At 41.6% G+C, this 25969-nt stretch carries 18 protein-coding genes; 3 read left to right on the top strand and 15 right to left on the bottom strand.

Annotated features, from left to right (window positions below; genetic code table 11):
- Positions 1–50: 50 nt before the first annotated feature.
- Positions 51–2177 carry a catalase gene (locus DB520_RS20540; protein ID WP_114751656.1) on the top strand — a complete coding sequence of 709 codons (2127 nt, stop codon included), beginning with the start codon at positions 51–53 and terminating at the stop codon, positions 2175–2177.
- Positions 2178–2588: 411 nt separating this feature from the next.
- On the opposite strand, the gene DB520_RS20535 is transcribed toward DB520_RS20540, so the two are convergent.
- From DB520_RS20535 to DB520_RS20495, 9 genes are all read right to left on the bottom strand, one after another.
- Positions 2589–4505, bottom strand: coding sequence for an FAD/NAD(P)-binding protein (locus tag DB520_RS20535; protein ID WP_157972179.1), 1917 nt, complete (start codon positions 4503–4505; stop codon positions 2589–2591).
- On the bottom strand, positions 4502–5506 hold the full coding sequence (locus tag DB520_RS20530) for a pyridoxal-phosphate dependent enzyme (protein ID WP_114751654.1): 1005 nt from the start codon (positions 5504–5506) through the stop codon (positions 4502–4504). The genes DB520_RS20535 and DB520_RS20530 overlap by 4 nt, the downstream gene beginning before the upstream one ends.
- Positions 5507–5771: 265 nt before the next feature.
- Positions 5772–6077, bottom strand: a complete 306-nt coding sequence (locus DB520_RS20525; protein ID WP_114751653.1) for a hypothetical protein — start codon at positions 6075–6077, stop codon at positions 5772–5774.
- Between the two features lie 1135 nt (positions 6078–7212).
- Entirely contained in the window at positions 7213–9402 is a 2190-nt protein-coding gene (locus DB520_RS20520) for a CHASE3 domain-containing protein (protein ID WP_114751652.1), read from the bottom strand.
- 11 nt (positions 9403–9413) lie between these two features.
- Positions 9414–9860: a response regulator gene (locus DB520_RS20515; RefSeq protein WP_114751651.1), complete on the bottom strand. Its 447-nt coding sequence runs from the start codon at positions 9858–9860 to the stop codon at positions 9414–9416.
- Positions 9861–9887: 27 nt separating this feature from the next.
- A complete protein-coding gene (locus tag DB520_RS20510) occupies positions 9888–10448 on the bottom strand; it encodes a helix-turn-helix domain-containing protein (RefSeq protein WP_114751650.1) in 561 nt (186 codons plus the stop codon).
- A 266-nt stretch (positions 10449–10714) separates the two neighbouring features.
- Positions 10715–13744 (bottom strand): efflux RND transporter permease subunit, encoded by a 3030-nt coding sequence (locus tag DB520_RS20505; protein WP_114751649.1) that lies wholly within the window; start codon positions 13742–13744, stop codon positions 10715–10717.
- Positions 13745–13749: 5 nt separating this feature from the next.
- On the bottom strand, positions 13750–14829 hold the full coding sequence (locus tag DB520_RS20500; protein ID WP_114751648.1) for an efflux RND transporter periplasmic adaptor subunit: 1080 nt from the start codon (positions 14827–14829) through the stop codon (positions 13750–13752).
- A gap of 222 nt (positions 14830–15051) precedes the next feature.
- Positions 15052–15633, bottom strand: coding sequence for a HupE/UreJ family protein (locus tag DB520_RS20495; protein WP_114751647.1), 582 nt, complete (start codon positions 15631–15633; stop codon positions 15052–15054).
- Positions 15634–15721: 88 nt separating this feature from the next.
- Between DB520_RS20495 and DB520_RS20490 the strand changes: the two genes are divergently transcribed.
- On the top strand, positions 15722–16210 hold the full coding sequence (locus DB520_RS20490; protein WP_114751646.1) for a DUF6702 family protein: 489 nt from the start codon (positions 15722–15724) through the stop codon (positions 16208–16210).
- Between the two features lie 118 nt (positions 16211–16328).
- On the opposite strand, the gene DB520_RS20485 is transcribed toward DB520_RS20490, so the two are convergent.
- The 4 genes from DB520_RS20485 to DB520_RS20470 all read right to left on the bottom strand — a co-directional run bounded on the left by DB520_RS20485 (position 16329) and on the right by DB520_RS20470 (position 22531).
- Positions 16329–16823, bottom strand: coding sequence for a hypothetical protein (locus DB520_RS20485; protein WP_157972178.1), 495 nt, complete (start codon positions 16821–16823; stop codon positions 16329–16331).
- Between the two features lie 20 nt (positions 16824–16843).
- A complete protein-coding gene (locus tag DB520_RS20480; RefSeq protein ID WP_114751827.1) occupies positions 16844–18289 on the bottom strand; it encodes a SusD/RagB family nutrient-binding outer membrane lipoprotein in 1446 nt (481 codons plus the stop codon).
- A gap of 11 nt (positions 18290–18300) precedes the next feature.
- Entirely contained in the window at positions 18301–21408 is a 3108-nt protein-coding gene (locus DB520_RS20475) for a SusC/RagA family TonB-linked outer membrane protein (protein WP_114751644.1), read from the bottom strand.
- Between the two features lie 571 nt (positions 21409–21979).
- The gene (locus DB520_RS20470) at positions 21980–22531 is read right to left on the bottom strand and encodes a 2'-5' RNA ligase family protein (protein ID WP_114751643.1); all 552 of its coding nucleotides are present in this window, start codon (positions 22529–22531) and stop codon (positions 21980–21982) included.
- 216 nt (positions 22532–22747) lie between these two features.
- On the opposite strand from DB520_RS20470, the gene DB520_RS20465 reads away from it, so the two are divergent.
- Positions 22748–23656 carry a universal stress protein gene (locus DB520_RS20465; protein WP_114751642.1) on the top strand — a complete coding sequence of 303 codons (909 nt, stop codon included), beginning with the start codon at positions 22748–22750 and terminating at the stop codon, positions 23654–23656.
- Here DB520_RS20465 and DB520_RS20460 read toward each other — a convergent pair whose 3' ends face one another.
- Both DB520_RS20460 and DB520_RS20455 read right to left on the bottom strand, forming a co-directional pair.
- Positions 23657–24580 carry a class I SAM-dependent methyltransferase gene (locus DB520_RS20460; RefSeq protein ID WP_114751641.1) on the bottom strand — a complete coding sequence of 308 codons (924 nt, stop codon included), beginning with the start codon at positions 24578–24580 and terminating at the stop codon, positions 23657–23659. It lies immediately after the preceding gene.
- Positions 24581–24583: 3 nt separating this feature from the next.
- Positions 24584–25915 (bottom strand): exopolysaccharide biosynthesis polyprenyl glycosylphosphotransferase, encoded by a 1332-nt coding sequence (locus DB520_RS20455; RefSeq protein WP_114751640.1) that lies wholly within the window; start codon positions 25913–25915, stop codon positions 24584–24586.
- Between the last annotated feature and the right edge of the window lie 54 nt (positions 25916–25969).

The raw sequence follows: 25969 nt of genomic DNA, 5'->3' as shown, positions 1-25969 counted from the left end.
ATTTTTCCTTTTTCGTGAAAAATAAATTCTTTATTTAACTACCTGAGATAATGAGCCAAAAGAATAAGCACCATTCAGAACAGTCCAAGGTGGAGGACTTAGAAAAAAACAAAGTGTCACACGAGGACCAGCCCCTTACCTCAAACCAAGGGTTGAAAATTACCGATGACCAGCATTCGTTAAAGGCTGGTGAAAGAGGTCCTTCCTTATTGGAGGATTTTTATTTGAGGGAAAAAATAACACATTTCGACCATGAGAGGATACCTGAAAGGGTGGTTCATGCAAGGGGAAGTGCGGCCCATGGTTATTTTGAATTGACGAGTTCTCTCTCAGAATATTCAAAAGCCGGATTTCTTCAAAAAGAAGGTACCCGTACACCTGTGTTCACCAGGTTCAGTACAGTGGCTGGGTCTAAGGGATCCACAGATTTGGCTAGGGACGTGCGTGGTTTTTCGGTAAAATTCTATACGCAGGAGGGGATATACGATTTGGTTGGAAACAACATTCCAGTCTTTTTTATTCAGGATGCGGTCAAGTTTCCTGACCTCATTCATGCGGTGAAACCAGAACCCCATAATGAGATACCACAAGCTGCTTCCGCACATGATACCTTTTGGGATTTTGTCTCTGTGATGCCCGAGAGCATGCACATGATCATGTGGACCATGAGTGACAGAGCTATTCCTAGAAGTTACAGTAGGATGGAGGGTTTTGGAGTGCACACCTTCAGGTTGGTGAATGAAGCAGGTAAATCTTTTTTTGTGAAATTTCACTGGAAGCCTGTATTGGGGGTGCATTCTGTGGTTTGGGAAGAGGCTCAGATGATTTCTGGAGCTGACCCAGATTTCCACCGAAGGGATCTGTGGCAATCCATTGAAGATGGGAATTATCCTGAATGGCATCTAGGGGTGCAAATTGTAGAGGAAGAAAGGGAGCATGATTTTGACTTTGATCTGTTGGACCCCACCAAGATTATCCCAGAAGAAGAAGTTCCAGTGAGGATTATTGGCCGGATGGTGCTGGATCGAAATCCCGACAATTTCTTTGCCGAAACCGAGCAAGTGGCGTTTCACCCAGGACATTTGGTGCCCGGCATTGATTTCAGCAATGACCCCTTGCTGCAAGGAAGGCTGTTTTCTTACACAGACACCCAACTAATCCGATTGGGAGGTCCCAACTTTCATGAAATCCCAATCAATAGGCCCACTGTGCCCGTTCGAAATAACCAAAGGGATGGATACATGCGTCAAACTATCGATAAGGGACAAACCAGCTATCATCCCAACCGACTAGGCGGTGGATGTCCTTTTCAAAGCAAAATGAGCGAGGGGGGCTTTACTTCTTACCATGAAAGGATAGATGGCCATAAGATTAGAAATAGAAGTAAAAGCTTTTTTGATCATTTTAGTCAAGCTGCACTTTTTTATAGGAGTCAAAGTAAAGTCGAAAAAACCCACATTGAAAATGCCCTAAAATTTGAGTTGGGCAAGGTGAAATCCGTGGAAGTGCAGAAAAGAGTGGTGGCAATGCTCGCTGAAGTGGACAAAGGATTGGCCGAAGGCATTGCTGAAGGGTTAGGTTTACACCTAGCAGAAATTGCAGTGGATCAATTTAACCACAGTATCCCTGCTGATGCAAATCCCGAGGATTTTCAGCCCCAGAAAAAGAAAGTTGGCCTGGAAAAATCTGAAGCACTAAGTATGGAAAACACCAAAAAGGACTCCATCCAAGGGAGGAGAGTAGCCTTTTTAATCCATGAGGGAACCAGCGCCAACTCCTTGGACAAAATGAAGGAGGCAATAGAAAAGGAAAAAGCCAATGTGTTCTTGATCGCTCCAAAATTGGGAAGCTTCAAGCTGGGTAATTCCAAAAATTATGGCATTGACCATACCTATCAAACGGCTATGTCTGTTCTATTCGATGCCGTCTTCGTTCCTGAAGGTGAAGTGAAAGGACATCCAAAAAGTGCAAAACTATTCATTGAGGAAGCCTTTAGGCATTGTAAGCCGATTGGAGGAGAAGGACATGCCGGAAACCTGATAGAGGAGGCAATAAAAATCCACAACATGGAAATAAACCAAACCCCAGGCCTGTTTATTGAAACCACGCCCAAAGCGTTTATTGACGGAATTGCCCAGCATCGTTTTTGGGATAGAGAAGAAATGATTCAAGGTTAGTAAAGGGCTACTATTGATGAATTTCAGCAATAGGTTATTATTTGCTTAGTTGAAATCGAGCCTGCCTGGACGGCAGTCAGGCATGACGAGCACGTCACACGAGGGGATGATTAAGATTGCGAGATTCCATGGGGCAAATAAAAATCAATTATAAACACATGAAATCGAGCCTGCCTGGACGGCAGTCAGGGCATGACGCAAGCGACATACGGAGGGATGATTATAATTGTGAGATTCCATATAGCCTATAAAAAGCAAATTATAATCATATGAAATAAGGCACTTTGTATTTTACGAAGTGCCCTATTTTGTGCAATTTCCAAAAGGTGCTTATGGGGTGAGAATCGTATTCAAAAAAAAGAGTTGCCAGGGGCAACTCATTTTTTATTTACATAAACACACCAGTTTTTTTCATTTTTCCAACGGGAAATTTGCCGGAGATTTGTAGTGCTGGACCACTTTCTTTGCCCATGAATTGGAAAAGTCGTTCCGGATTTTACAGAGACTGTCATTGTCAAGGGTCACTCCTTCAGTTGGGTTCCCATTGAGAAAAATATTGGAAGTGGGCTGGCCTTTTCGGCTGATCAAATTACCGGATTCATTGACGGCCATTCCTCCGGTTACGTATCCTTTATTTTTGAATAATTTGCCAAGATTTCGCTTCAGTAAATTTTGGTAAAGAATACCGGGATTGGAGTGGAAATCCACTCTAGGCATCCTGGCATCTATCAAAACATCCACCTCTTTACAATAGTGGGTTTGATAAGAAGTAAGCCTGTATTTTCCCGTGAGAAGTCGTGTACTCACTTCGGTTTCCCTTCCCAACCTGAAAAAAAGGATCCCGGCTTTGCAGAGTGAAAGTATCTTTTCTATTTGTATAGAAGGTGGCCCATAGGCAAACTTGCTGAATCTAGGATGATAATATTCATCAAACTTTTGCTGGGATGCAGGGGTAAATCCCCCAAACCGATAAAGTTGGCAGATATATGGCATAATATTGGCCCATACATCCATGGTGGCCAGTAGCGGGCTCTTTTCTGTTCCAATGGCAAGTTCATCCAGGCCTTTTTTCATAAAGGCAACCACTTTTTCATGATATTGGGTGGCATTGGTTTCTTCAGTTTCGGAAAAGGGGTCCAAAAAGGATTCCAGGGTAAATGCAGGGATTTTCGGTTCTAATTTCCTTAATCGCTCTTTAAAAGTGCTAATTGCTTTTATTTCGTTTACCTCCTCATGGACAATTGTGCTTTTGCCCAATCGTCTTGCCCAACTGGTATAATAGGCAATCTCCAGTTCTTTCTCAATGGATGGCAAAACATCCATTTCAAAATCAATGTTTCCTCTCGATTTTTTCGCCTTCAATTCATTCACGAATCCTTGGTTTACAATGAATGGATCTTTTGCGGTTGTTTTTGGGGGTCTGGCGCAGAGGGGGATGCCAGAAAGAGAAAAGGGGTAAATGCATAATGGTTCCCTTCCGCTGGGTTTGTATACCATTTCATTTCTTTCGGAAGTGAATTTCCCTCCTTTACCCTCCGTTAAGGCCAATACTGCATCCACAAAGGTTAGCCCCATTCCACGTATACCTACCTTATGCAGGTGATCAATGGAGGATAGGTGCTTCTCCACCGGATAAATATTGGAAATGTATTTTGCATTTAGGGAAACCAGTCCAAACCTGGCCAAGCCGTCATTTGTTACTGGTTTTTCGGCGTGCCCGGTTGCGACAAGAACATGATCGTATTGGGGGGAGTTTTGAATATGTTCCCCCTCAAGTATTATTTGATATTTATCACCTTGCTGGCTAGGGACGATGTCTGTCACTTTTGCTTTTATGAGATGAAGACTTATGGATGGTGGAAGGGAAGCAAAAATGTTTGCTAATCCATCTTGGTAGTATAGTCCCACCAGAGCCCTGGAAGCAAAATCGCTATCTTTTACCTTATCTGGGTTTTTTACTTTTGTCTTGAGCCAACTTGTTAGGTTCGGGGTTTGGCACTCTTGGCATAAGGAGGTTTTCCAAAGATCAATATTTCCGATAGCAAAATTGGTAATCAGATATTCCGGTTGGTTTAAGTCAAATAAACTCCCGTTTCCGAAATTATGGTCTGAATTGAACCAATGGATATCGATTTCCCCAAACTCCTCCTTTTGTAGTTCGCCTATTAAGCTTTGGAGTCCATAAAAACCTTTGGGCCCTGCGCCCACTATGGCTACCGTCTTATCGCTTCCAGAAATACTTGCATAGGTATCCGAAGAGAATATAGTGTGATTTTGAATAGGGGACTGCTGGTTCAAAGCCAGGTCTTTTATTTTCCAGATTTTCATACCAGATAGGGATTTGTAAATAAATATGGGTGTGATTCGGTGAAGTTTTCGACCACCCATTGGTTGTTGTATATGGTGTCTAGGTATCTTTCACCGCGATCTGCCACAATAAAGGCCACCTTAGCATCCTTGGGCAATTGATGAATGGATTTTCGTAAGGCATATACCACAGATCCAGTACTCCCACCTGCCATAATGGCTTCGTTTTCTAACAGTTGCCTACAACCGATGATGCTTTCTAAATCACTGATTTGGATGGGTTTGTCAAACAGGCTCGTGTCTAGGAATTCCGCAGGTCTTGAGGTACCCATCCCAGGAAGCACTACTTTTCCAGGTGAATCTAATAAAATGGAGCTGCCTTCAGTATTTACAGGTATGATCTTAGTGGCTGTTCCTCTACTTGCAACCTCTTTTTGACAGCCCATCAGGGTGCCAATACTGCTAGTGGGGATATAGATATAGTCCAGGTTGTTTTCTAACCCATCCAGTATTTCTCCTATGCACTTTCTATGGCTATCAGGGTTGTGTTGATTGTCAAACTGGTTCATCCAAACGTATTCGGGGTTTTGCTGTAGCAACTCCAAGATTTTGGATAGCTTGGCTTCCTGACAATTTCCAAAACTATCGGGATCATCTACTTCAATGATAGTAGCCCCATAGGCTTTTGCGATTGCGATGGTCTGTTTGCAGCATAGAGGATCCACCACCAAAATCAATTGTAGTTTCAATTTCAGGCACACCTGTGCCAATCCAATACCTAGGTTGCCAGTTGTAGTTTCTATTATAGTTGACTCTTCGTTGATTAGTCCTGCACGGAAAGCCTGCTCCATAAGATGCAAGGCTGTTTTGTCTTTGTGGCTGCCCCCAGGATTAAGGAATTCCAGTTTTGCGAAGATTTCTTGATTGCGATCAGGAAAAAGTTGCCCCAATTTTATCAATGGGGTATTACCTATACTTTTAAATATTCCTTGACTAAATACTTCAGCATTTACGATGGGCATAATTGGGCGCTTTATTGGTGACAAACTTTTTCAGGGTGTTATTCCTGACAAATGCCTCTTTGGGTTATAAATCTAAATAGACATAGGTTCAATTACCTTACAAAATTCTATTCCCCTTTTACAATAATTTCAGGTCAGATTTTTGTGAAGGGAAAAAGAAAAATACCCCCCAGTTACGGGGGGTATCTGTCGGCAGTCGGGTAGGTTGAAAAATAATCGGTTTGGTAGTTGGTTTGGTATTATGCGTATAAACTTTTTTCAAATATTAATCCGGTAGGTTTTTCTTTACTTTATAGAAAGTGAGTGATGTATGGCTCCAATGCTTCTCGAAATTTACTTTTTCATTGTCCCAAGTTGTTGGGGTGGATTTCAAAAGGGCATCGACGCTTTTCCTGCTTGCCAGTAGCATAGAGGATAGTTCCTCTAATTTCTGAGAAAGTTCTTCTTCCTCTTCCGGTGTTATAAGGAGTTTGGATTTATCAATGATTTCTTCCAAATCTTCTTCCCACTTCTCCATCTGGTTTTTGGCATTTTGCTCATATTCTTTTCTGTTGTTCCTGAAAGTATCCATAGCAAATGATTTAGTGGTTGATCAATTATTGTTTTTCAAAGGTACTTATACTTTGTTTTTATGAATTACATAATTATAACTTTACATTACAAAATTCAAAGTGTGAAGTGAATCTGCGAAAGGATAAATAAAAATTGTTATTATTTTCATTTTGCTTTTTTATCCCAGGCATTTATAATTTCTACCCCGTTTGGATGGAAAACCTGTCCAGTGATTAATGCGTTTTTTCCTTTTAGTTTATCGGTTCCTTGGTAGTTTTCGGGTTTAATTCATGTGTTTATAATTGTCTCTTAATGGGCACATGGAATCTCGCAATCTTAATCATCTCCCCGTGCGTAGCTTGCGTCATGCCCTGACTGCCTTCAGGACAGGCTCGATTCCATGTGTTTATATTTTCTTTTCAAAGGCCACATAGCCTGCCCCGAACTCGATTCGGGGAACTTGTTTCGGGGGAATCTCGCTTTGATAATCATCCCTACCATTGACATATTATTTTAAATCAAATAATTTATTGATTAAATACAAATTTTTAAAGCTACTACGCTGCGAGCGTTGCGAATTCGTTGCGCCCCCCTGAAAAAACTCAGGGCAGGGTTGCGAGAAACTAAATGTCATTTCCTTTCTGTAAATGCCAATTTTTAATACTCCGTGTGAGGTTCTCCTCATGCTCGATTTTGGGCTTACAACCAGGTTGATTTTCAAGTCCTTGTTGTAAACCCTTGAATGGTTTGGTAGTTGGTTGAGTTTGGACACAGCGCAGTGGGGGTTAAATTTTGCAACCTAAAGATGGAAAAACCCCGAGTCCTTCCTTTAGGAACATCGGGGGAGCTTATCTAAGTGGAGAATAAAGGCCTACGCTCTTCGTATTACTCCCAACAGTACAGAAATGACCGCAATAGCTATCGATGCATCCCAGTGTGTGATGTGTTCGTCATTCTCAGTTTCAATGAATGTTCCTCATTTGGTCAATTCACAGGCTAGAAATAGTAGCATCATCCGAAAAACAGTAAGAATCAATCCATAAAGCATCAAAGGTATGGTGAAGGACATTTAAAAAATTACAGAACAACAGCCTTATTTATTAAAATTATGGGATACAGGGTCTTTTTTGCAAAATAGAAATTGGCGGGATTACTCACTTAGGCAGTTGCCCTCCTAAAACAGGTAATATGAAAGTAAAGTTGGCCCCATTACCCTCCTCCCCTTGAGCTTTTATTATTCCCCTATGGTTATCAATTACCTTTTTGCAAATCGACAAACCAATGCCAGTTCCCGAAAACCTGGTCCGGTTGTGTAATCTTTTGAAAAGCACAAAAATGCTTTCCGCATATTGCTGATCAAAGCCAATGCCGTTATCTATGACCGAAAGCTTAATGAGTTTGTCCACTGGAATTCCCTCAAAGTCAACAAGGTCTTTCTGGGTCAAAGGCTCATTTTTGATCCAGATTTCAGGTTGAACTTTATTGTTGGAATATTTTAGGGAGTTGCTGATCAAATTGACAAAGAGTTGTTTTATTTGGAAAGGGATTACATTTGCCGTGGGCAATACGTCATAATGTATGATAGCATTCTTTTCTTCTATTTCCTGGTTAAGCTCGTTGACTGCCTGGACAACTAAAGTTTGCAAATCCGTGATTTCAAAAACTTTTTCTGAGTTGGTGGTCCGGCTAAACGCCAAAAGATCTATGATTAGGGTTTGCATCCGGTTTGCCGCCCGCTGAATACGCTTGAAATAATCCTCCCCAGTGCTGTTGAGCTGTATCCCATCCATATGAATGATCCTGGAAATAAAGGTTTGAATTTTTCTGAGAGGTTCTTGTAAGTCATGGCTGGCAACATAGTTGAATTCTGCCAATTCCGTATTGCTTTGGTAAAGTTCTTTGTTTTTGTCTTCGAGGTTTTTGTTTGCTATGGTTTCTTCTGTGATATCCTTCAATGTCACTACAAGCATTTTTTTGCCGGATTCCCTGAAAAATTTATAAGTGTATTTTAGGTATTTGGTTTTATCCGTGGGGGTAAGAATCCTGAATTCACTGACATCAAAGACAGTAGCTATGCCCAGTTTCTGCTTAAATGGTTGCAGACTTTTCCTGTCTTCCGGATGAATGCATTCCAGCAATCTTGGTTCAGAAAGAGGGTATTGCTCTTGGTCAATTTCAAGAATCCGATAAAGGTTATCCGAAAACTTAAAGGATTCAGTGTCAAAATCAAAACTGTAGCTACCTACTGATGCCATCATTTCGGCATTTGAAAGCATTTTTATCTGAATCTCCAACTCCCTGTTAAGCTGACTCAGCTTTTCCTTGGCATTTACCTCTGAGGTGAGGTCTTTGTTAACTCCAATTAAAATTTTGTTTTCTTGGTCAACCTGAACCATTTTACTTGCCATTCGCATGCATATGGGTTCATCCTCACCAGGATATACTTTCAAATCCATGCCATCTTCACATTTTTCACCATGGTAAAGTGACTTGAGAATCCTTATTAATTCCGCTCTGTCCCCTCGGCTCACTTTTTGAAGTAAGCTGTGGAGTCTTGGAGGAGGTTCGTTGGGGTTCAATCCAAATAGACGGTACTGGTTACCCGAAAAAATCAGTTCTTGATTTTGGAAATTATAGTACCAGTAGCCTGTACCTGAGATCTCCTCGGCCTGTTCAAAAATTTCATTGTTGATTTTTAGCTTTCTATTAGCCTTGTTATATTTTTTGAGGATCTGAGTGAGAGCAATGTAAACCAAAGAAATGATGAACAAAGCCAGGATAATGGTGGAAAACATCAGAATGGGGCTTACCCGATAACTTTTCTCACTAGCTATTTCCCTTTCGGCAAGCAAGGTTCCTTGGGCACTGACTAAGTCTTCAATCAACTCCCGGATTTTCTGGGTCTGGCCGTTTCCCTCTCTGAGGTTTTCAGCCAAATTGTTACCTGCACTGAATAAATCCAGAGTTTTTTCGAAAATGACCAATCTTTCTTCTGCCAACAAAGCAATTGAGTCAATACGGTTATCCTCTAGATTGGCATGTGAACTGACATCTTTAAGTGTTTCTAGGCTTTTGGAGATGTTTTCTCTTTGGGAAGCATAGTCTTTTAAAAACACACTGTCTCCGGAAATAATATAGGAACGTTGATATGCCTCCATTCCCGAAATATGCGAAACCAAGCTTTGTAATGCTTTTTGGGTGTTGTGGGTTTGGAGAATAAGCTGCTGGCTTTCATGGTAGGAATGAAACTGCTGGTAGCTCACCCCGGCAATAAAAATCAATAGGGATACAGAAATCACAAACGCCCCTCTCAAATAGTTTTCCGATAATTCGAGTATGGACATAATAGCCAGTTTTACACGTTAAGAATGAAACTTTCCTTGTTAAGACCGGATGTGCAAAATTGCCAGTTCATACTTATGACCTTGGAAAGTGCCTTTTTTAATTCATTAAAGTCATTTGGTTTCTTAATATAGATGTTTGCCCCTAAAACGAAAGAATCCTCAATATCTTTTTGGGAGGAGGAAGTGGAGTAAATGGCCACCGATAAATCCTTGAGCTTTGGGCAGCTTTTGATTTCCTCAAGGCACTCTATGCCACCCTTTTTTGGCATGTTCAAGTCAAGAAATACAACATGGGGCTGGGGATTACCCTCATCCCGAAGCCAAACCATCAATTCCTCCCCATCCTCTACGGTGTGGACAATGGTCTTTAGGTTGAGTTGGTTGATGGCATCCCTAAAAAACAGACGATCATCCTCATCATCGTCTGCCAAAAGAACATGAATTTTACTTTGGTTCATGGATTACATTTCGTTAGTATTTGCAGGTTACCTGATTTTGTTGTTTTCTTTTCTTCGTGAAATAATTCGTTGAAAAGTGGAGGGGGTTAGTCCTGTGGTTTTTTTAAATTGATTGGACAAATGTGCTACACTGCTGTAATTAAGCTTGTATGCAATTTCGGTCAGGTTAAATTCCTCAGTTACCAGTAATTCTTTGGCACGTTCAATCTTTTGAAGGATAATGAAATTTTCGATGGTAGAAAAGGTTTCTTCCGAAAAAAGATTGGACAAGTGACCATAACTCAGATTCAATTTCTCTGCAAGATAAGTGGAGGTTTTAGCAACAGGGAGTTTTTCCTCTAAATAGATCATCTCCACAATCACATCCTTGATTTTTTGGACCAAGCTTTCCTTAGCCGTATTTATGATGGTAATTCCGTAGAGAAGCATTTTTTGCCTTAATGCCTCAAACTCCTGATCCTCGATTTTGTCCTTGATTTTGATCTCTCCTAGTCCGTTAAAGGAATAGGACAAACCCATCTCCTTTAATTCATCACTAATGATTTTGACACAGGCTTTATGGATGTCATATTTGAAATTAATGATCATGTTCTAACCTTAAATTAATCTCGCTAAGATACTTATTCCTCTCAAATTAACAGAAAATGTCAGCCCTAATTATTTGACCAACTACCTTAAAGAGTAAACTAAAAGGTAAATTTTGCAGATTAAATTAATTAGTATAAGGTCGAATGGTATGTTTGTTTTCAAATTTAAGTGATATTCACAATTAATTATAATTTTTAAGGATAAAAACCCTGAAATTTTGTTTCCCTTTCAATGGATTACCAATCTCAGCAAATAAATCGGATGAATTAATACTTTTTGGTGATTAACCAATAGGACAGGGGCACAAAATACAAGGCAGTGAAAGTGCCTATAGTCAGACCACCAATTACGCTCAAAACCAGGGGGCGCTGTAAGTCTGCCCCTAGTCCTGCACTGAAAACCACAGGTAACAAGGCCAAAATTGTGGTAATGGAAGTCATTACAATTGGTTTTAATCGTATTTCCCCTGCCTGGTACATGGCTTTTTCCAACGCTTCTCCAGGAGCCATCCCAAGTTGTTGACCAAGTTTATTTCTAAGCCTGTTGATGGTGTCTATTTTAAGGATAGCATCGTTTACCATAATACCGAGCATAACTACTAAGCCTATGGCAGACATCACGTTCAGGGAAGTGCCCGTAACCCACAGTACAAAAAATGCCCCACCAATACCCAACGGAAGGGTGAAGATGACAATCAGGGGCTGGAAAAAACTCTCAAATTGGGCAGCAAGAATAAAATATAATAGTAAAACCGAAATTAACAGGATACCTATCAATTGCTGAATAGTTTCCCTGTCCTTAAAATATTGACCAGTGAACGAAATAGCTAAATTTTTGTCATTGGCCCATCCTAAGAGCCCTTGCTCTATTCCTGGCTGGTTCGGATCATGTAAGTTAATGGACTGGTAAACTCCTGCAGCATCAGCAGTGATGGACTTGTAATGATTGTCGTAATTGAAATAAACGAAATTGCTGAGTTGATAGGGGGTGTTTTCAGCTCCAGAAACATAGGTTTCCTTTAGTAGGCGTTGAAAATCCCCTGCACTCTCCTTTAGTTTGACTGGTGTAACCTCACCAAACCGCTTGATGTCGGTGATCAAATAGTTGCCGAACAGTTTTTCTATTTGATTTAACATCGACTGCGTCTCCACACCGTAGGTGGCCATTTTGTCCAAGTCAAGCCTAAAAATGATGGATGATTCCTTTTGCAACCCAGGGCCTCTATCCCAATTGGCCACAGGCAGCTCTTGCAGCCATTGATCCATTAAGGGCTCATCGACTGGTTTTTTACTTGTTAAATCTTTCCATCTTGCCTCGTAATAGGCGAAGGGAGAGCTAAACAGTTGCTCAAACGCATTGGGTGCATCTTGGAGGTCTATGCTGGCCATTGGATAGTTTTGTCTTAAAAATTCCTGTAGATGCCTGGTTTGAGCGACCTTTTCTTCCGAATCTTCAAACCTTAGGTACAAATTTCCACGCTGTATGGAGTTTTCTCCATCAAATAGTAAAAACTGGTTGAGGCCAATGTCACTTTCTGCTTGTAAGTACTTCCCTTCCACGGCTTCAAGCAATTGCTGGAACCTTTGCTTATTTTCCAAGGCATGAATAGGTTCGTTCCAATCCACTTCCAATAATAGGTCGAACTTTTCTATGGGAGGCAGGCCTTCAACAGGTAGGAGACTGCTTATGGATAGCATTAGTGGAATTAACAGAAACAGAACTAGCAAACTTAATTTTCTCTTGGCAAAAAGGACATGGTAAAGTTTCTTATATGCACCCAGAAGAACAAGGAAAAGCCTGCTGTCTTCTTTCAGGATAGAGGCCTTGCTTTCTATGAAGAAAAGCTTGTACAGTAAGGGGAGGAGAATAAATGCCACTAAAAGAGAAACAGATAGAATAGCTGCCACAGATACCGCTTGGTCATAAAATAGGGCTCCCGAAATTCCGCTTAAAAAAACCAATGGGATAAAGACAGCCAATGTGGTCAAGACAGAGCTTATCAAGGCTGACATTACTTCCTCTACGCCTACCACACAGGCCTCAAAAAGAGCAAGGCCTTCCTTCCTTTTTCTGCCAATATTGTCCAAAACGATGATGGAGTTATCAATGAGCATGCCCAAACCCAAAGCCAATCCACTAAGGGATATTACGTTAATGGAGATACCAAAAAAATAGAAGACCAAAAAGCTAATGATAAGGGAACTTGGCAAGCTGATCCCAATAATTATTGGGGTCCTCAAATTTCCCATAAAGATAAACAAGACCCCAAAAGCAAAAATACCCCCAAACAAAAGACTTGTTCTTAAATTACTGATACCCGCGTTAAGCAACATGGATTGGTCCTGGGTAAGCTCAAACTGCACCTGGGGGTAGTCCTTTTTAAAATTTTCCAACGATTCATATACCTTAGGCATAAGTTCGTTCATTTTGGCTGCTGCTTGCTTATGCACAGTCACCACCAAGGCCTGTTTCCCGTTGTACAGGTGGTAGCCAGAGGGCCTGCTGATTTCATAGCTGACATCCGCCACCCTCGAAAGGGGGACGGTAACTCCTTCCTCTCCCCTTACTGGAAGCTGCATCACATCCTCAGGGTTTTCTAGACGGGTAGCCAACCTCAGGAAATACCTAAACTGCCCGTCTTCCACATTTATTCCCGGTAGTTCCGAGTTACCGGCGACAATGGCATCAATCACATGCTGCTCCTCCATTCCAAGAGCTGCCAACATACTTGGTTTGGGGGAAACAGAAATGACTTTTTCCTGCCTTCCATTAATGTCCACCAGGGCAATTCCTTCCAATTGTTCCAACCTTTTCTTGATCACATTTTCCACCAACAGGGATGCCTCGGCAAAATCCACTCCTTCGTCGGGCAATATCTGTACCCGGACCATGGGTATGTCGTTAGTGTTGATCCGGATGACCTGGGGCCTGGCCAAATCCTCAGGCAGCAAACTTATAAGCCTGTCTATCTTTTCGTTTACCTCTATGTAGGCCAACTCCATCTTGGTTTTATAATCGAAGGTCAAGCGGATGTTCCCAACCTCGCTTCCAGCCTTGCTTTCCATGCTTTCCAGTCCTGCCAGCGTAATGAGGCCCTCACGAAGAGGCTCTAGAATGTTTTGCTCAATGGACTCTGGGGAAGCATTCTGGTAGTTTATTTTGACGACAATCTGGGGAACATCTATCGGTGGTAAGAGGGAAATAGGGAGGGTACGAAAAAGCAAAATGCTAAATACCACCAAGGCAAAAAAAGTCATGCCTACTGCAATAGGACGAGAAAGTAAAAATCGGACCATAAAGATTAGTCTTTTAGGATTTGGACAGAAGCCTGGTGTCCCAATTGCACATTGTTGCTAATAATCACGGAGGTGTTTTCGGCAATGCCATCCAGAATTTCCATTTCCCGACCGTTGTCTTTTCCCACTTCCACATAGTTCCAAATGGCTTCGCCATTTTCAATAGTGAAAACGACAGGTCTACCCGACCTATACACCACCGCTGGTTTGGGAACTACCAAACTGTTGTTTTGTGGAGCTCGGATAACAGCCCTGGCATTCATTCCGGGCAATAGCCCCCCGGGTTGATTTAACTGAACGGTCACTTGAACCAACCCGTTTTCATCTACTTTTGGGTTTATGCTACTGACAGTTCCAAGTAAACCCTCTTGGCTTCCGGAAACCGGCTCCACCTCTGCTTTTTGCCCTTTTCGGATATAATTGATATCAGCTTCCAGTACCTTTACCTTTATGGTGAGATTGTTTGCGCTCAGCAGTTCACATATCTCGTCCCCACTGTTTACCATGCTACCCCTTTTTACCATAACATCTGCTACTGTACCTGAAATTGGGGCCTTGATTACTGATTTTTCCAAGTTAAGCTTTGCTTCCTTGATATCAATTTCAGCTTTTAACAATCCTGATTTTGCCTTAATCAAATCATCAAAGTCCTTCAGCGATAAGGAATCCTCCCCAAAATCCACATAGCGAGAAGACCTTACCGCTCTTTCATCTTGGTATTGGGCTTGGGCAGACCGCAATTCCACCTCGGCTTTTTCCAGTTCAAACCTGGTTTCGGAATTGTCTAGCCTGGCAATAATATCCCCAGCATTGACATTTTGGCCTTCTTCCACCAAAAGCTCCACTAAATACCCCGTTTTTTCCACTACTATTTTGAGCTGCTCCGCAGCCTCAATTTTCCCTGTGGCATTGATGAGGTAATCAAAGGATTTCCGTTCGGAGTTTCCCACACTGACAATGGTGGGTTTTACTTCTTCACGATAGGTTTCCATGGGGACCTCTTCATTTTTAACTTCATCTTCCTCACAGGACCAAAAAAACAGGGAAACCAACGACAAACAATAAAAAAAAGCATTTTTATTCATAAAGCGTTGGGTTTAAACACCTTAAATACAGCAGAGCCGTAGATGCTGCTTGAGGTATTATTTTGGGTTAAGTAACTAAAAAATTAAATCAAGAACAAACACATAAAGGTTTTTTTTGCAAAAATTAACATGATGAGGTTTTATAGGTATAAAAAGTGAAAGAAAAGCCTGCAAATATACCTATACTGAGGTACTTTTCTGGTGCAGTAGGGGATAATGCTTTTACCAGTATTTATTTTCAAGCATCATCATGATGGACATTCCCATCACCAGGCTGGAAACCACTAAAATCCATTCCTTTCTCTTTACCCCCATGATCCCTACTAGGATAGAGGAAATGATCAGAAAGATGGCTACTATCACAAGCTGGCCTACCTCCAGGCCCAGGTTAAATGCCAACAATGGCTGGAATATGGATTGCTCCCTCCCAAGTAGAGATCTCAGGTAGTTGGAAAATCCAAGCCCATGGATGAGCCCAAAGAAAAGGGCATAAAGATAATTCAGGGAGATTCCCCTTCCAGAGGAGGGTCTGGGGCTCAGTATATTGGTAAAACAGGTGATGGCGATGGTGACAGGAATCAGGAATTCCACCAAGTCGGTATTTACCTTGATGAGGTTAAGGGTAGCTAATGCCAAGGTGAGGGAATGGCCAATGGTGAAGGCCGTGACCAGGATAATAATTTTTTTCCAGTCCCGCATCAGATAGATTACACACAAAGCGACCACAAAAAGAATATGGTCAAACCCTTCAAGGTCAAGGATGTGCTTAACACCCAAGTTAAAGTACAATTGAAATTGGTTCATGCAATAGGTGATTAATGGTATATTACCCCAAATAAATTTGTCGTAATATTAATGCATAATTTAGAGATTCTAAAAAAAGCCGGATGAAATGCATATAAGTATTGCCTTATTCTTTTCTGTGTTTTCCCTATATGTCGTACATCCTTTCTATATATCTGTGACGGACATGGTATATAACCCTGCTGCGGAACGACTTGAAATTGCCCAGAAGATATTCTGGGATGACCTGGAGGTAGCCTTGGGAGAAAAATATGGTAAGAAAGTGGATTTTTTGCAACCTGAAGATCAGGAAAAGCTGGAAAATTGGATAGAGGCTTATATTTTGGAACACAATATCATTTGGATCAACGGGGAAAAGTTGAAGTTAAGTTATCTGGGCTTTGAGGTGGAGGAGGATGCCGCATGGTTTTATATGGAATCAGAAGGTGTGCCTGCTCCCAAGGAGGTAAAGGTGAAGAATACCTTATTGTTTAAGGATTTTCCCACCCAGCAAAACATCGTAAACTTCTATGTGGGGAAAAGCCCTAAGAGCACCATAACCTATTCCAAAAAACCTGAGGGAGAAATTAAATTTTAGGAACAGACTTCCAGAAGGTGCCAAACCTTCTTACCCAAAAATGAAACCTTGCCTCTAAAAAAATAAAAAACCCCATGATAAGCCTATCGTGGGGTTTTTAAAGATATGGGTGAGGTTATTATTCGGAAACTCTAGCCCTAGCCCTCATGGAGACTAACTCATCCCCATTGGCCAGCTCTACTTGAAAGAGAAAAGCGATTTCGGCAAAACCATCATCGGGAATATTGATACTGGTATTAGGCCTTTTTTCTCTAAACTCCTCCAAGGTGGTTGTAAATACCACTCGGGTACCTTCACCTGAAATGGGAGCATCTAGGTAGTCATCGTCGTTATTAAGATTACCAATGTTTAAGGCAGTACTTCCAGCACCCACCTTGGAGATCTGGGAAATAGTAGTACCTGAATTTTCAGGGATTTCAATAACAAACTCTATGGACTCACCCGCAGATTCGGAGATCTCTATGAAGGGATCGTGACCGAAGGAGGTGGTATTGGTAAACATCAATGGAATATCAGGCCTGTTATCTCTGTTGAACATGCCATAGTCCGATTCGCAAGCCGAAAACATTACTGCAACCAGCAGTGCGCTTAGTATGTATTTAATAGACTTCATGATTCTTTTCCTTTTCGTGATTAATCGATGTCCCACCATACGGGTTCCGTGGGGAGGATAACTTCAAAATTGGTATTTCTGGCGATTTCCTCATTGATGTACTGAGCCCTTACTGGTCGGGTGCCATCAATACCCACAGCGTTTTGGTGATCTTCCAATACGGGGAAACCGGTCCTACGGTAATCATTCCATTGCTCCACCCCGTTTCCATAATTGGCGATGTATTTCTGGGTCATGATTTTTTCCCAGTTTTCCTCTTCTGAACCGTTGAGAGACACCTCATCTGCATTGTTTTCAAAATAGGCATCGATATTGGCGGAGGATACACCTGCTAAAGCCATAGATGCCCGGACCCCGTTCTGGAAGTGTTCTTCTGGATCACCAGGGGTCCCCAAAAGCAAGGCAGATTCAGCCAAAATAAATTGGATTTGTGCATTGGTTAGGAAACGAACCGGACCCTCACCGTTTTCTCCCACCACATAGGAACTAAACCTGGACCAAGATGATGTGGGAGTAGGCAATGAACCTCTAAAGCCGTTGTCTATGGTCACATATTCTCCAGTCGGTCTTGTAACATAAAGAGGAAGTCTGGGGTCATTTTTGCCTTCCAGCAAATCCTTGAACCTAGTACTGATCATCATGTCATTACTAAAGGCAGTGACATAAGTATATTCATATATCGGAGAACGGCTACCTACGGAGGATCCAAAGGAAAAACTCATGTTTTCATCATTGCTGGCAATGAAATTACCATTTTGCAAAACCGATTCAATTTCCTGACGGGCCCGATCCGGGGCTACTCTGGAGATGGTATTTGCAAATTTCAGGATCAGCGCATTCCCGGCTTTTATCCAGCTTTCTGCATTACCACCATACACGACGTCATCCTGTCCCGGAGTTACAGCAGATTGCGCTTGAAGGTCGGCAATTCCCTCCCTTACCAGGTCAAAAAGGCTTTGAACGCCATCTCCTCCAAGATAAATTTGCTCCTGGGTATCCAATTCAGGTGAGGTGTTCTCGTCACCAAGCAGGGCTTGGGAATAAGGTATATCCCCCCAGTAATCAGTAGCAATAGAGAAGGTATAGGCAGTCATGATTTTACCAATTCCAGCATAAGTTGGGGAATTGATCTCCTCAGCGGCTTCAATCATGCTTTTATACGTAATTAGTGAGCCATTAAAGATTTCAAATCTCCATTGGTTATTAAAATTGGCTCCGTCTATGGTATAGATGTCGTAGGTGGCAGGGGAATTGTTGGCACCTGCTGTCACGGAAGTAATGATAGATCCGAATCGATTTAGCTCATTGTTGTTGGCGAAGGCCGAACCAGCTAAGCCAGCTGGAAGTAACACGTCTGGTGTTACGGAAGTGGGCAAATTGGGGGACTCATTGATGTCCAGAAAATCTGAACATGCAGTGCCCATTACCAAAGCTCCACAAATCATATAATTAAGTGCTTTTTTCATTTTCTTCATCATTATAGGGTAAACCTTAAATTGACACCATAATTCCTTACTTGAGGAGGTCCGCTCAGGTCCATACCTTGGATATTGCCTGCACCTTGCGTGTTTACCTCTGGGTCGGCAGGGAAGCCTGGAGCGAAAAAGAGCAGGTTCCTTGCACTAAAGCCAATGGAAGCTGAACCAAATGGGGTGTTTCCTAGTAGGGTGGCAGGAAGGGAATAATTTAACGCCATTTCCCTTACACGGTATACCGAGGCATCAAAAACAGCACCTTCACTTGCTAAACCACCTAAACCCGCAAAGTAAGTTTGAGCAGGGATCTGAATGTTGTTAGGCCTGTATGTGCCATCTCCGTTTGCGATTACTCCTGGAAGAATTCTAGGCATGTGCCTTTCCACTCCGGTGTAGTCTATATGTCCTTGGGATCTGAGATCCACCTGACCAAAAGAATATAATTCGCCACCTACCTGAGCATCTAATAGTACATCTAAAGAGAAGTTTTTATATCTGAACGTGTTAGCCAAGCCAGCGATAAAATCGGGTTGGGGATTGGAAACTACCTGTCCGGGCACCCCTGGTGCAAACCCGCCTGTTGCAGGGTTGATCAAAAGGTCCCCATTGTCATTTCTAGGGAAAGCAGTGGATATGACCACACCATAAGGATGTCCAACCGCGATAGACGGAGCAATACCTAAGAAGGAATTTCCTGGAATAGTGGAATTTTCCACTCCAGGAGCTATTTCTGTAACTTCATTCCTAATCATGGTGAAATTTAAAGTGGCATCCCATGAAAACTCATTTCCATCTACCACTAGCGCTCTCAATGTTGATTCAATACCTCGGTTTACCATCCTACCTATATTGGTGGTTCGATTGTCAAAACCAGTAGATGGGGAAATTGCAACGTCAAATATTTGACTGGTACTTACCATATTATACAGGGTGACATCTAATTCTACTCGATAGTCAAATAGGCCTAAAACCATCCCAACTTCAAAATTGTCCACAAATTCAGGAGCTAAATCCAAACTTCCTATCCTTCCTTGGGGAAAAAATCCCGGAATATTAGCCCCGCCAATCGAGAGGGGAAAATTTATTTGGGCCAGGTTATTTCCATAGGCTGCCTGCCCGAAGAGGGAAGCCAACAAATATGGTGTGGCATCTCTACCTACCCTGGCCACATTTGCTTTTAACTTGACCTGGGAGAGAACACTGGATTGGTAATCCAACCAATCCGTTGGGACAAAACTCACCGCTGCTGATGGATAAAAGTATGCATTGTTACCTGCCGGTAAGGTAGAAGATTGATCCACCCTGCCAGATAACTCCAAAAACAAATAATCGTTATAGTCAAGGTTAAGCTGGGCATAATGACCGATCAACCTCCTTCGGTTTCTGGTCTCAAAGGAATTGGTGAATACAGCGGCATTGCTGACATTATCAAAGCCAAAGATGTTTAACTGGTCACCGGTAACATTGATCCGCTGAAAATCCCTTTGGTTGATGTTTTGTCCCAACAGGAGATTAGCATTAATGCCACTATTGAACAGGTCATCTTTGCGCATGGTTATTAAAAGGTCACCGTTAACTTCCGACCTAAAAATCATGTCCTCACTAATTTGACCCTGTACATTTCTGGCGGCTCCAATTCTCAAGGTTTGTTTTCTTCTATCTGTGTAAGTGTCGCCTGTCACCCTGTAGGTCACATTTAACCAATCCGCAAAATCATAACCTACTGTGAAGTTTCCGAAAGCCCTGTCAACATTGGAATCGAATATTTCATTTTCGGTGCTCCAAAAAGGATGTGTGGAAGGGGGATTGTAATAGATGGGTGCTCCCAATTCATCTTGCCATTGAGTTCCTCCAAAATCGTAAGATCTGGGAATCCTGGTGATTTGTCCCATGGCAGATCCACCGTTTCCAGCAGTTCCATTTCTTTGTTTGGTTTTGGCGTAAGTGATGTTTCCCCCGATAAGCACACCATTGTTAAGTTTTTTATTACCTCCAAGTTGTACATTATACCGGTCAAACCCGGTATTAGGCACAATCCCTTCTTGATTAGTGGTATTGATGCCTATGATATAATTGTCATCCTGATTTCCGGAAGCAAGGGTGACTCCGTTTTGCCAAAGCCTGCCTTGGTTAAAGAAGATGTCAAAATGATCAGGGTATACTTGGTAAGGCACCTGCTGCCCCTGAGTATTCGTTACTGTTTCAAATCCAGGTGTACCAAATCTTGGTCCCCATGATGCTGCTGTCGTACTCACATATTCATTTGTAGTACCCTGCCCATAGTTGTTTTGCAAGGGAGCATAGTTTATGGGGTCCTGGACATTAAAGGAAGAGGTAACTGTAATTTCGGTTTTATCTTGTAACCCTCTTCCAGATTTTGTGGTGATGATTAGAGCTCCAGATGAGGCTCTAGATCCGTAAAGCACGGATGCTGCAGGGCCTTTTAGAATATTGATGGACTCAATCATCTCAGGGGCAATATCCCCTAACCTGTTGGCAGGTTGAGACCCAAATAAGGTGTTTTGGGTGTTGTCGGTGTCGTTACTCATGATAATACCATCCACTACCAAAAGTGGTTGGTTACTACCTGTGAAAGAGGTGTTCCCCCGTATGTTGATATTAGTAGATGCACCAGGGGATCCTGAGGAACTGCCTATATTTACACCGGCCACCCTTCCTTGCAGGGTATTTAGGATATTGGGTTCTGAACGTTGGGAAATCACATCTCCCTTTACAGATTGCACGTTATACCCAAGTGACTTCTCGTTTCTTTCGATGTTTTGGGCAGTTACCACCACCTCAGTCAAGATCCTAACATCGGCTTCGAGAACCACGTCAATTTCACTTCTGTTGCCCACTGGCACTTCTTGAGTGCGGAAGCCGACAAAACTGAAAACCAGTACGGATGCATTTTCAGGGATGGTAACTGTGTAGCCTCCATCGAGGTCGGTAACAGTACCCACTGTAGTCCCCTTCACGCTCACACTAACACCGGGTATCCCCTCTGGCTCATCTGCCGAGGTTACCCGTCCACTTACTGTCTGGCTCTGTGCCCATACCCCCGAAGCGGCTAATAGGACACAGAAAAAGCCAAGTAGAACTTTTTTCATGCTTTGAAAATTTAAGGTTTTTTAACAATAGTTAAATAATAAATGCAATAATCAAGCTATTTGTTTACATAAACAAAAAAAATAATCGAGGTAATTATAGCTTGAACCAAATAATGATTTGATATTTTCTTGATATTCAGTTGGATTGTGTGCTCCTGTATACTAAAGGCTATTTGAAGAGGTCGAAAAATAATAATTATCTAAATAAAGCATGTTAAAAAATAACTATTTAAAGTTTAAATAATATTAATCTAATTAATTTTTACCTCCGGAAATTAAAAAGGTAATTTTGAATTAGGATAAAAAATTTGGAAAATGTATTATTTCAGAATAATATTACGAAATGTAAAGATATATGATTTTTTATTTTAAATCAATTCCTATTTTTTCAACTTGGCAGAATCGACCACAAAAAAAATCTTACTTTTTTTTAATTTTTACGAAACTTTATTTTATCGCTATTATTTTGTTAAATTTTTAATCAGCCGATCATTTTGCCAGATTATTTTAGGGATACTCAAAAATTGTAATTTAATATGCTCTAGTCCAATTTCTATAAGTAATGACTGATTTATTGGCTGAATCTGCATTTCCCCAATACTTCCCACTTTCCTTCTTTCCTTTTTAGTAACGTTATTCCGTCTGCCAAAAAAGAACCTCCAAAAGCCAGTTTTTTAGCTCCGTTATAACACTCCCAAAACATCCCTTTCTTGATGTCTTTAAAACCAACAGTCATATGCGGGGTATAATTACGGTCGCTCAACTCCTGGTCAAGCTTCAATTTAATTTTACAAAACTGAACCAATGCGGCCTGCAGCTCGATTAACTGAGGCGAAGGGATTATCTTAACAAAGATCACCCTGGTACCAAACCTGCCAATGCCCTTCACGTTAATGGGAAATGGTTCCTGGTTTTTTGCCAGTGCCTCTAGGTTACCGATAAGTCTTTCTTCCTTTTTCTCATTATACGAAAAAGGCATTTTCAAGGTAATGTGCGAGGGTGAGCGCTGGGCATATTTCACGTTGAAGCTTTCTTTCAGGAATGCTTTTATTTCCTCGGATTTGGTAAAAACCTCCCCTTCCGGGATTATGGCCAAGAAGTATTTTCCTAGTGATTTTGGCATGAATACAAGTAGGTAACCGCTTTTGATATTTAAGATTAGGGTATTAAGATTTTTTTTTAGTGGAGTAAATTAGGGAATGTCTATACAAAGGTGACAAAATATTGGCAAATACCCCCATCTGTATGCCGATAGGAAAAAAAACGATTATTTTATGATACATGGCTTTATTCATTATTCCCAAAACCGTAACTTGGTGAAGTTTACCAAATTTCTAACATGAATAACTTTGATAAAATCCTGGTTGGTTTAGACCTAACAGAGATGGATCAAACCATCCTGAAAAATGTAAAAGGACTGTCAACACTTTTGGACATCAAGAAGTGGTATTTCGTTCATGTATCCAAGGACCTTACCCTGCCCAGAGACATTACCGATAAATATCCGGATTTATTGGCTCCTGTGGATGAATCCATACATAAGAGCCTGCAAAAGGAAATTAGGGAGGCGGGCTTGGAAGATGAGAACTATGAAATACTGATCAAGGAAGGGAGTCCGGTGGAAACTATTTTGAGGTGGAGCAAGATCAAGGACGTGGATCTCCTCATTATGGGCAGAAAAATAGACCTTAAAGGCTCTGGGTCACTTGCTAAGGACTTAGCGCTAAAAACCCCAACATCCATTTTATTTGTTCCTGAAGGCTTCAATATCAAGCCTATCGACAGCATCGTGGTTCCGATAGATTTTTCTGAATATTCCAACATTATATTGGAAGTGGCACTGGATCTGGCTAAAAAATCCAATGGAAAAGTTATCTGCTACCATATTTATGAGGTGCCGGCAGGATACTCCAAAACAGGAAAATCTTATGAGGAGTTTTCCAGGATCATGCATGAAAATGCCAAAAAAGACTGTAACAGGCTGTCTCAAAAGTTTAACCTAAACGGCTTGAACTGTGAATTCAAACTGAAAAAAGACCAACACGAATCCCAGTATATCTTGGATCTGGCCAAAGAAATGAGCGCAGATCTTATCATCATGGGCAGTAGGGGAAGGACCGACTCCTCGGCCATACTGTTGGGAAGTGTGGCCGAACGGCTTGTAAACGTCAACAATATAATTCCAACCTTAATCTTAAAGAAAAAAGGGGAAAGCTTAGGGTTTTTCGAGGCTCTTTTTAAACTTTGATTAGCCAGGTTTTCTCAAATAAAAGCACGCCTGGTCGCCCTTTCCCTCAGCATTAAGCTTGATGGCCTTTTCTTTATACCTTTTCATATCATCCCGAGAAAATTTGTCGGAGGTAAACTCATGAACAAAGGAGACCCCTTCCTTGTAACATTCACTCCCCCAGAACTGAAATTCGGTGCTGTCAAAGACAACCTTGTAAAGTTCTAACCCAAAAGCGTCTGCCAGAATCTGTATACCCTTTATACTAGGGATGATGAAATGCCTTGGTGCATCCAGTTGTACCCAGTTTTCCCTATAAATATCCCAAACTTCAGCATCCGCTACCGGCATCCGAAGAAGGCACCTCCCACCCGGGGCAAGGAGTTGGGTGATTTTCTCTATGGCCTTTCTAGGGTCTTTTAAGTGTTCGAAAGTATGGTGCAACATGATCACATCATATTCCCCATCCACTTCTTCCAGACCTTTTTTATGCAACTTCACCTTTTTGTTCACTTGCCTGGAAGCTGGTATAAAGGGATCAAAGCCCTCAAGGTGTCTAAACCCAGTGGCAAAGAGTTCATAGAGTAGCTGCCCGTTCCCGCAACCGATATCAGCAATTCGCTCGTTCTTTTTGGCAGATAGAAATTTCATCCATTCTCCGTAAACTGGCTTGAGCAATTCTACTTCAGACTGCAAAAATGCTTTTAACCTCAACCGTTTTATTAGGTTGACCTGAAAATTGGAAAGGATGAGTGGACTATAGGCATAATAGTCGTCAGGATAATAATATTCTATGTCTTTAGGCTCGTCCACAAGCTGTATGCTGTTGCATTGCCTGCATTGTAGATAACGGAAATACTCCCCAGAACCAAACATCATTTCACGGATGCTATAAATGGGGTGTTCACCTTCTGAAAGACAGGTTTTGCAGATGGTAATGCTCATGGATTAATAGGCGTTTTCTCTATTTAAAGCCAGGTTTTGTATGGTTTTCCCTATTATGGATAAATCCAGCCAAAAGCTCCAGTTCCTAATGTAGAAGTAGTCCAGCTTTACCCGGGCTTGGATTTGGTAAGGATATTTGATTTCCCCCCTGTAGCCCCTGATTTGTGCGAGCCCAGTGATTCCTGGCTTGATTTTATGGCGGCTGTTGTACTTTCCTACTACCCCCACAAATTCCTTGTTCATGGGTACACTATGGGGTCTAGGGCCCACTATGGACATATCCCCCAATAGCACATTGAAGAATTGGGGCATTTCATCCAAGGAAAATTTTCGTATAAGCTTACCGAATTTGGTGATTCGGGGGTCGTTTTTAGTAGCCTGTACAAGGTCTGCCTTCTCGTTTGCCACCATAGACCTGAACTTATAGCAGGTAAAAACACTGTTGTTGAGACCGTTTCTTTTTTGGACAAAAAATACTGGGCCTTTTGATTCTAATTTAATGATGAGGGCAAATAAGGGGATCATCCAGCTCAATATCAGTACTGCCACCATAAGGGAAAACAACATATCAAAGGTTCTCTTGAATATCCGGTTTACTGCTAAATCAAGAGGGATCTCATTAAGGTTAATAAGCCTCAAATCACCATACTTAGTAAAAGAAAGCTCTTTTTTAACATGTAACCCAGACCCTGGTATTATCTTGACTTTCACGTAATTTTCATCTGCATAATCTATAATCTGATTTAGCAAGTCAGGTTCCAATTGCTGACTTAAATAAATAATGTCCAAAGGATATTGCCGCAAGGAGGTTAGGATCTCTGGATAGGGTTTGTCGTTATCCACTACTCCCAGTACGCGTATGCCCATTTCTATTCTGGACTTAAGTTGTTGATCCAAAACATCACTCCAATGGTTTTTGCCGATGATCAAGGCATTTCTGTAATTTTTCCCTTTGGCCCGGTATTTTCTGAGTGCCATTTGAAGCCCCACCCTATAGAAACTGCAAATGACAGTATGGGACCCCACATAGATCAATAAGGGTAACCCACTTACCAAGGACAGCTCAAAAAAGTGGCCTAATCCCAATAATATAAATGCAAGCCAAAAGATACTGCCTATCAAAAGCCTGAGAGTATGGCCATAGCCTTCGGTCCTCCCCAGTTTATAATCTTTCCGGTACACTATGACAAGCATCCAAATCGGAAGACTTAACCATTGATCCTGGATGGAAGAAAAAGAGGCATGCCAACTTAATATATAAATCAAACCCCACAAGAGGACTAGTTCTCCTGAGACAAAAATCCAGGGAAAATATGTGTAAAAGCGTTTTGACATGTATGCGCCTGCAGTTTGCTTGTGGGGTGTTTTTAATGCAATATTGGAGATTTA

This window comes from Pleomorphovibrio marinus, from assembly GCF_003347495.1.
GTDB lineage: Bacteria > Bacteroidota > Bacteroidia > Cytophagales > Cyclobacteriaceae > Pleomorphovibrio > Pleomorphovibrio marinus.
The sequence above is the reverse complement of the archived record's forward strand: the minus strand, read 5'-3'. Positions and strand labels throughout refer to the sequence as shown.

What these genes read in the sequence shown, in the direction of transcription:
- DB520_RS20540 (WP_114751656.1), top strand. Translation starts at nt 51, where the DNA reads ATGAGCCAAAAGAATAAGCACCATTCAGAACAGTCCAAGGTGGAGGAC.
- DB520_RS20535 (WP_157972179.1), bottom strand. Translation starts at nt 4,505, where the DNA reads ATGAAAATCTGGAAAATAAAAGACCTGGCTTTGAACCAGCAGTCCCCT.
- DB520_RS20530 (WP_114751654.1), bottom strand. Translation starts at nt 5,506, where the DNA reads ATGCCCATCGTAAATGCTGAAGTATTTAGTCAAGGAATATTTAAAAGT.
- DB520_RS20525 (WP_114751653.1), bottom strand. Translation starts at nt 6,077, where the DNA reads ATGGATACTTTCAGGAACAACAGAAAAGAATATGAGCAAAATGCCAAA.
- DB520_RS20520 (WP_114751652.1), bottom strand. Translation starts at nt 9,402, where the DNA reads ATGTCCATACTCGAATTATCGGAAAACTATTTGAGAGGGGCGTTTGTG.
- DB520_RS20515 (WP_114751651.1), bottom strand. Translation starts at nt 9,860, where the DNA reads ATGAACCAAAGTAAAATTCATGTTCTTTTGGCAGACGATGATGAGGAT.
- DB520_RS20510 (WP_114751650.1), bottom strand. Translation starts at nt 10,448, where the DNA reads ATGATCATTAATTTCAAATATGACATCCATAAAGCCTGTGTCAAAATC.
- DB520_RS20505 (WP_114751649.1), bottom strand. Translation starts at nt 13,744, where the DNA reads ATGGTCCGATTTTTACTTTCTCGTCCTATTGCAGTAGGCATGACTTTT.
- DB520_RS20500 (WP_114751648.1), bottom strand. Translation starts at nt 14,829, where the DNA reads ATGAATAAAAATGCTTTTTTTTATTGTTTGTCGTTGGTTTCCCTGTTT.
- DB520_RS20495 (WP_114751647.1), bottom strand. Translation starts at nt 15,633, where the DNA reads ATGAACCAATTTCAATTGTACTTTAACTTGGGTGTTAAGCACATCCTT.
- DB520_RS20490 (WP_114751646.1), top strand. Translation starts at nt 15,722, where the DNA reads ATGCATATAAGTATTGCCTTATTCTTTTCTGTGTTTTCCCTATATGTC.
- DB520_RS20485 (WP_157972178.1), bottom strand. Translation starts at nt 16,823, where the DNA reads ATGAAGTCTATTAAATACATACTAAGCGCACTGCTGGTTGCAGTAATG.
- DB520_RS20480 (WP_114751827.1), bottom strand. Translation starts at nt 18,289, where the DNA reads ATGAAAAAAGCACTTAATTATATGATTTGTGGAGCTTTGGTAATGGGC.
- DB520_RS20475 (WP_114751644.1), bottom strand. Translation starts at nt 21,408, where the DNA reads ATGAAAAAAGTTCTACTTGGCTTTTTCTGTGTCCTATTAGCCGCTTCG.
- DB520_RS20470 (WP_114751643.1), bottom strand. Translation starts at nt 22,531, where the DNA reads ATGCCAAAATCACTAGGAAAATACTTCTTGGCCATAATCCCGGAAGGG.
- DB520_RS20465 (WP_114751642.1), top strand. Translation starts at nt 22,748, where the DNA reads ATGAATAACTTTGATAAAATCCTGGTTGGTTTAGACCTAACAGAGATG.
- DB520_RS20460 (WP_114751641.1), bottom strand. Translation starts at nt 24,580, where the DNA reads ATGAGCATTACCATCTGCAAAACCTGTCTTTCAGAAGGTGAACACCCC.
- DB520_RS20455 (WP_114751640.1), bottom strand. Translation starts at nt 25,915, where the DNA reads ATGTCAAAACGCTTTTACACATATTTTCCCTGGATTTTTGTCTCAGGA.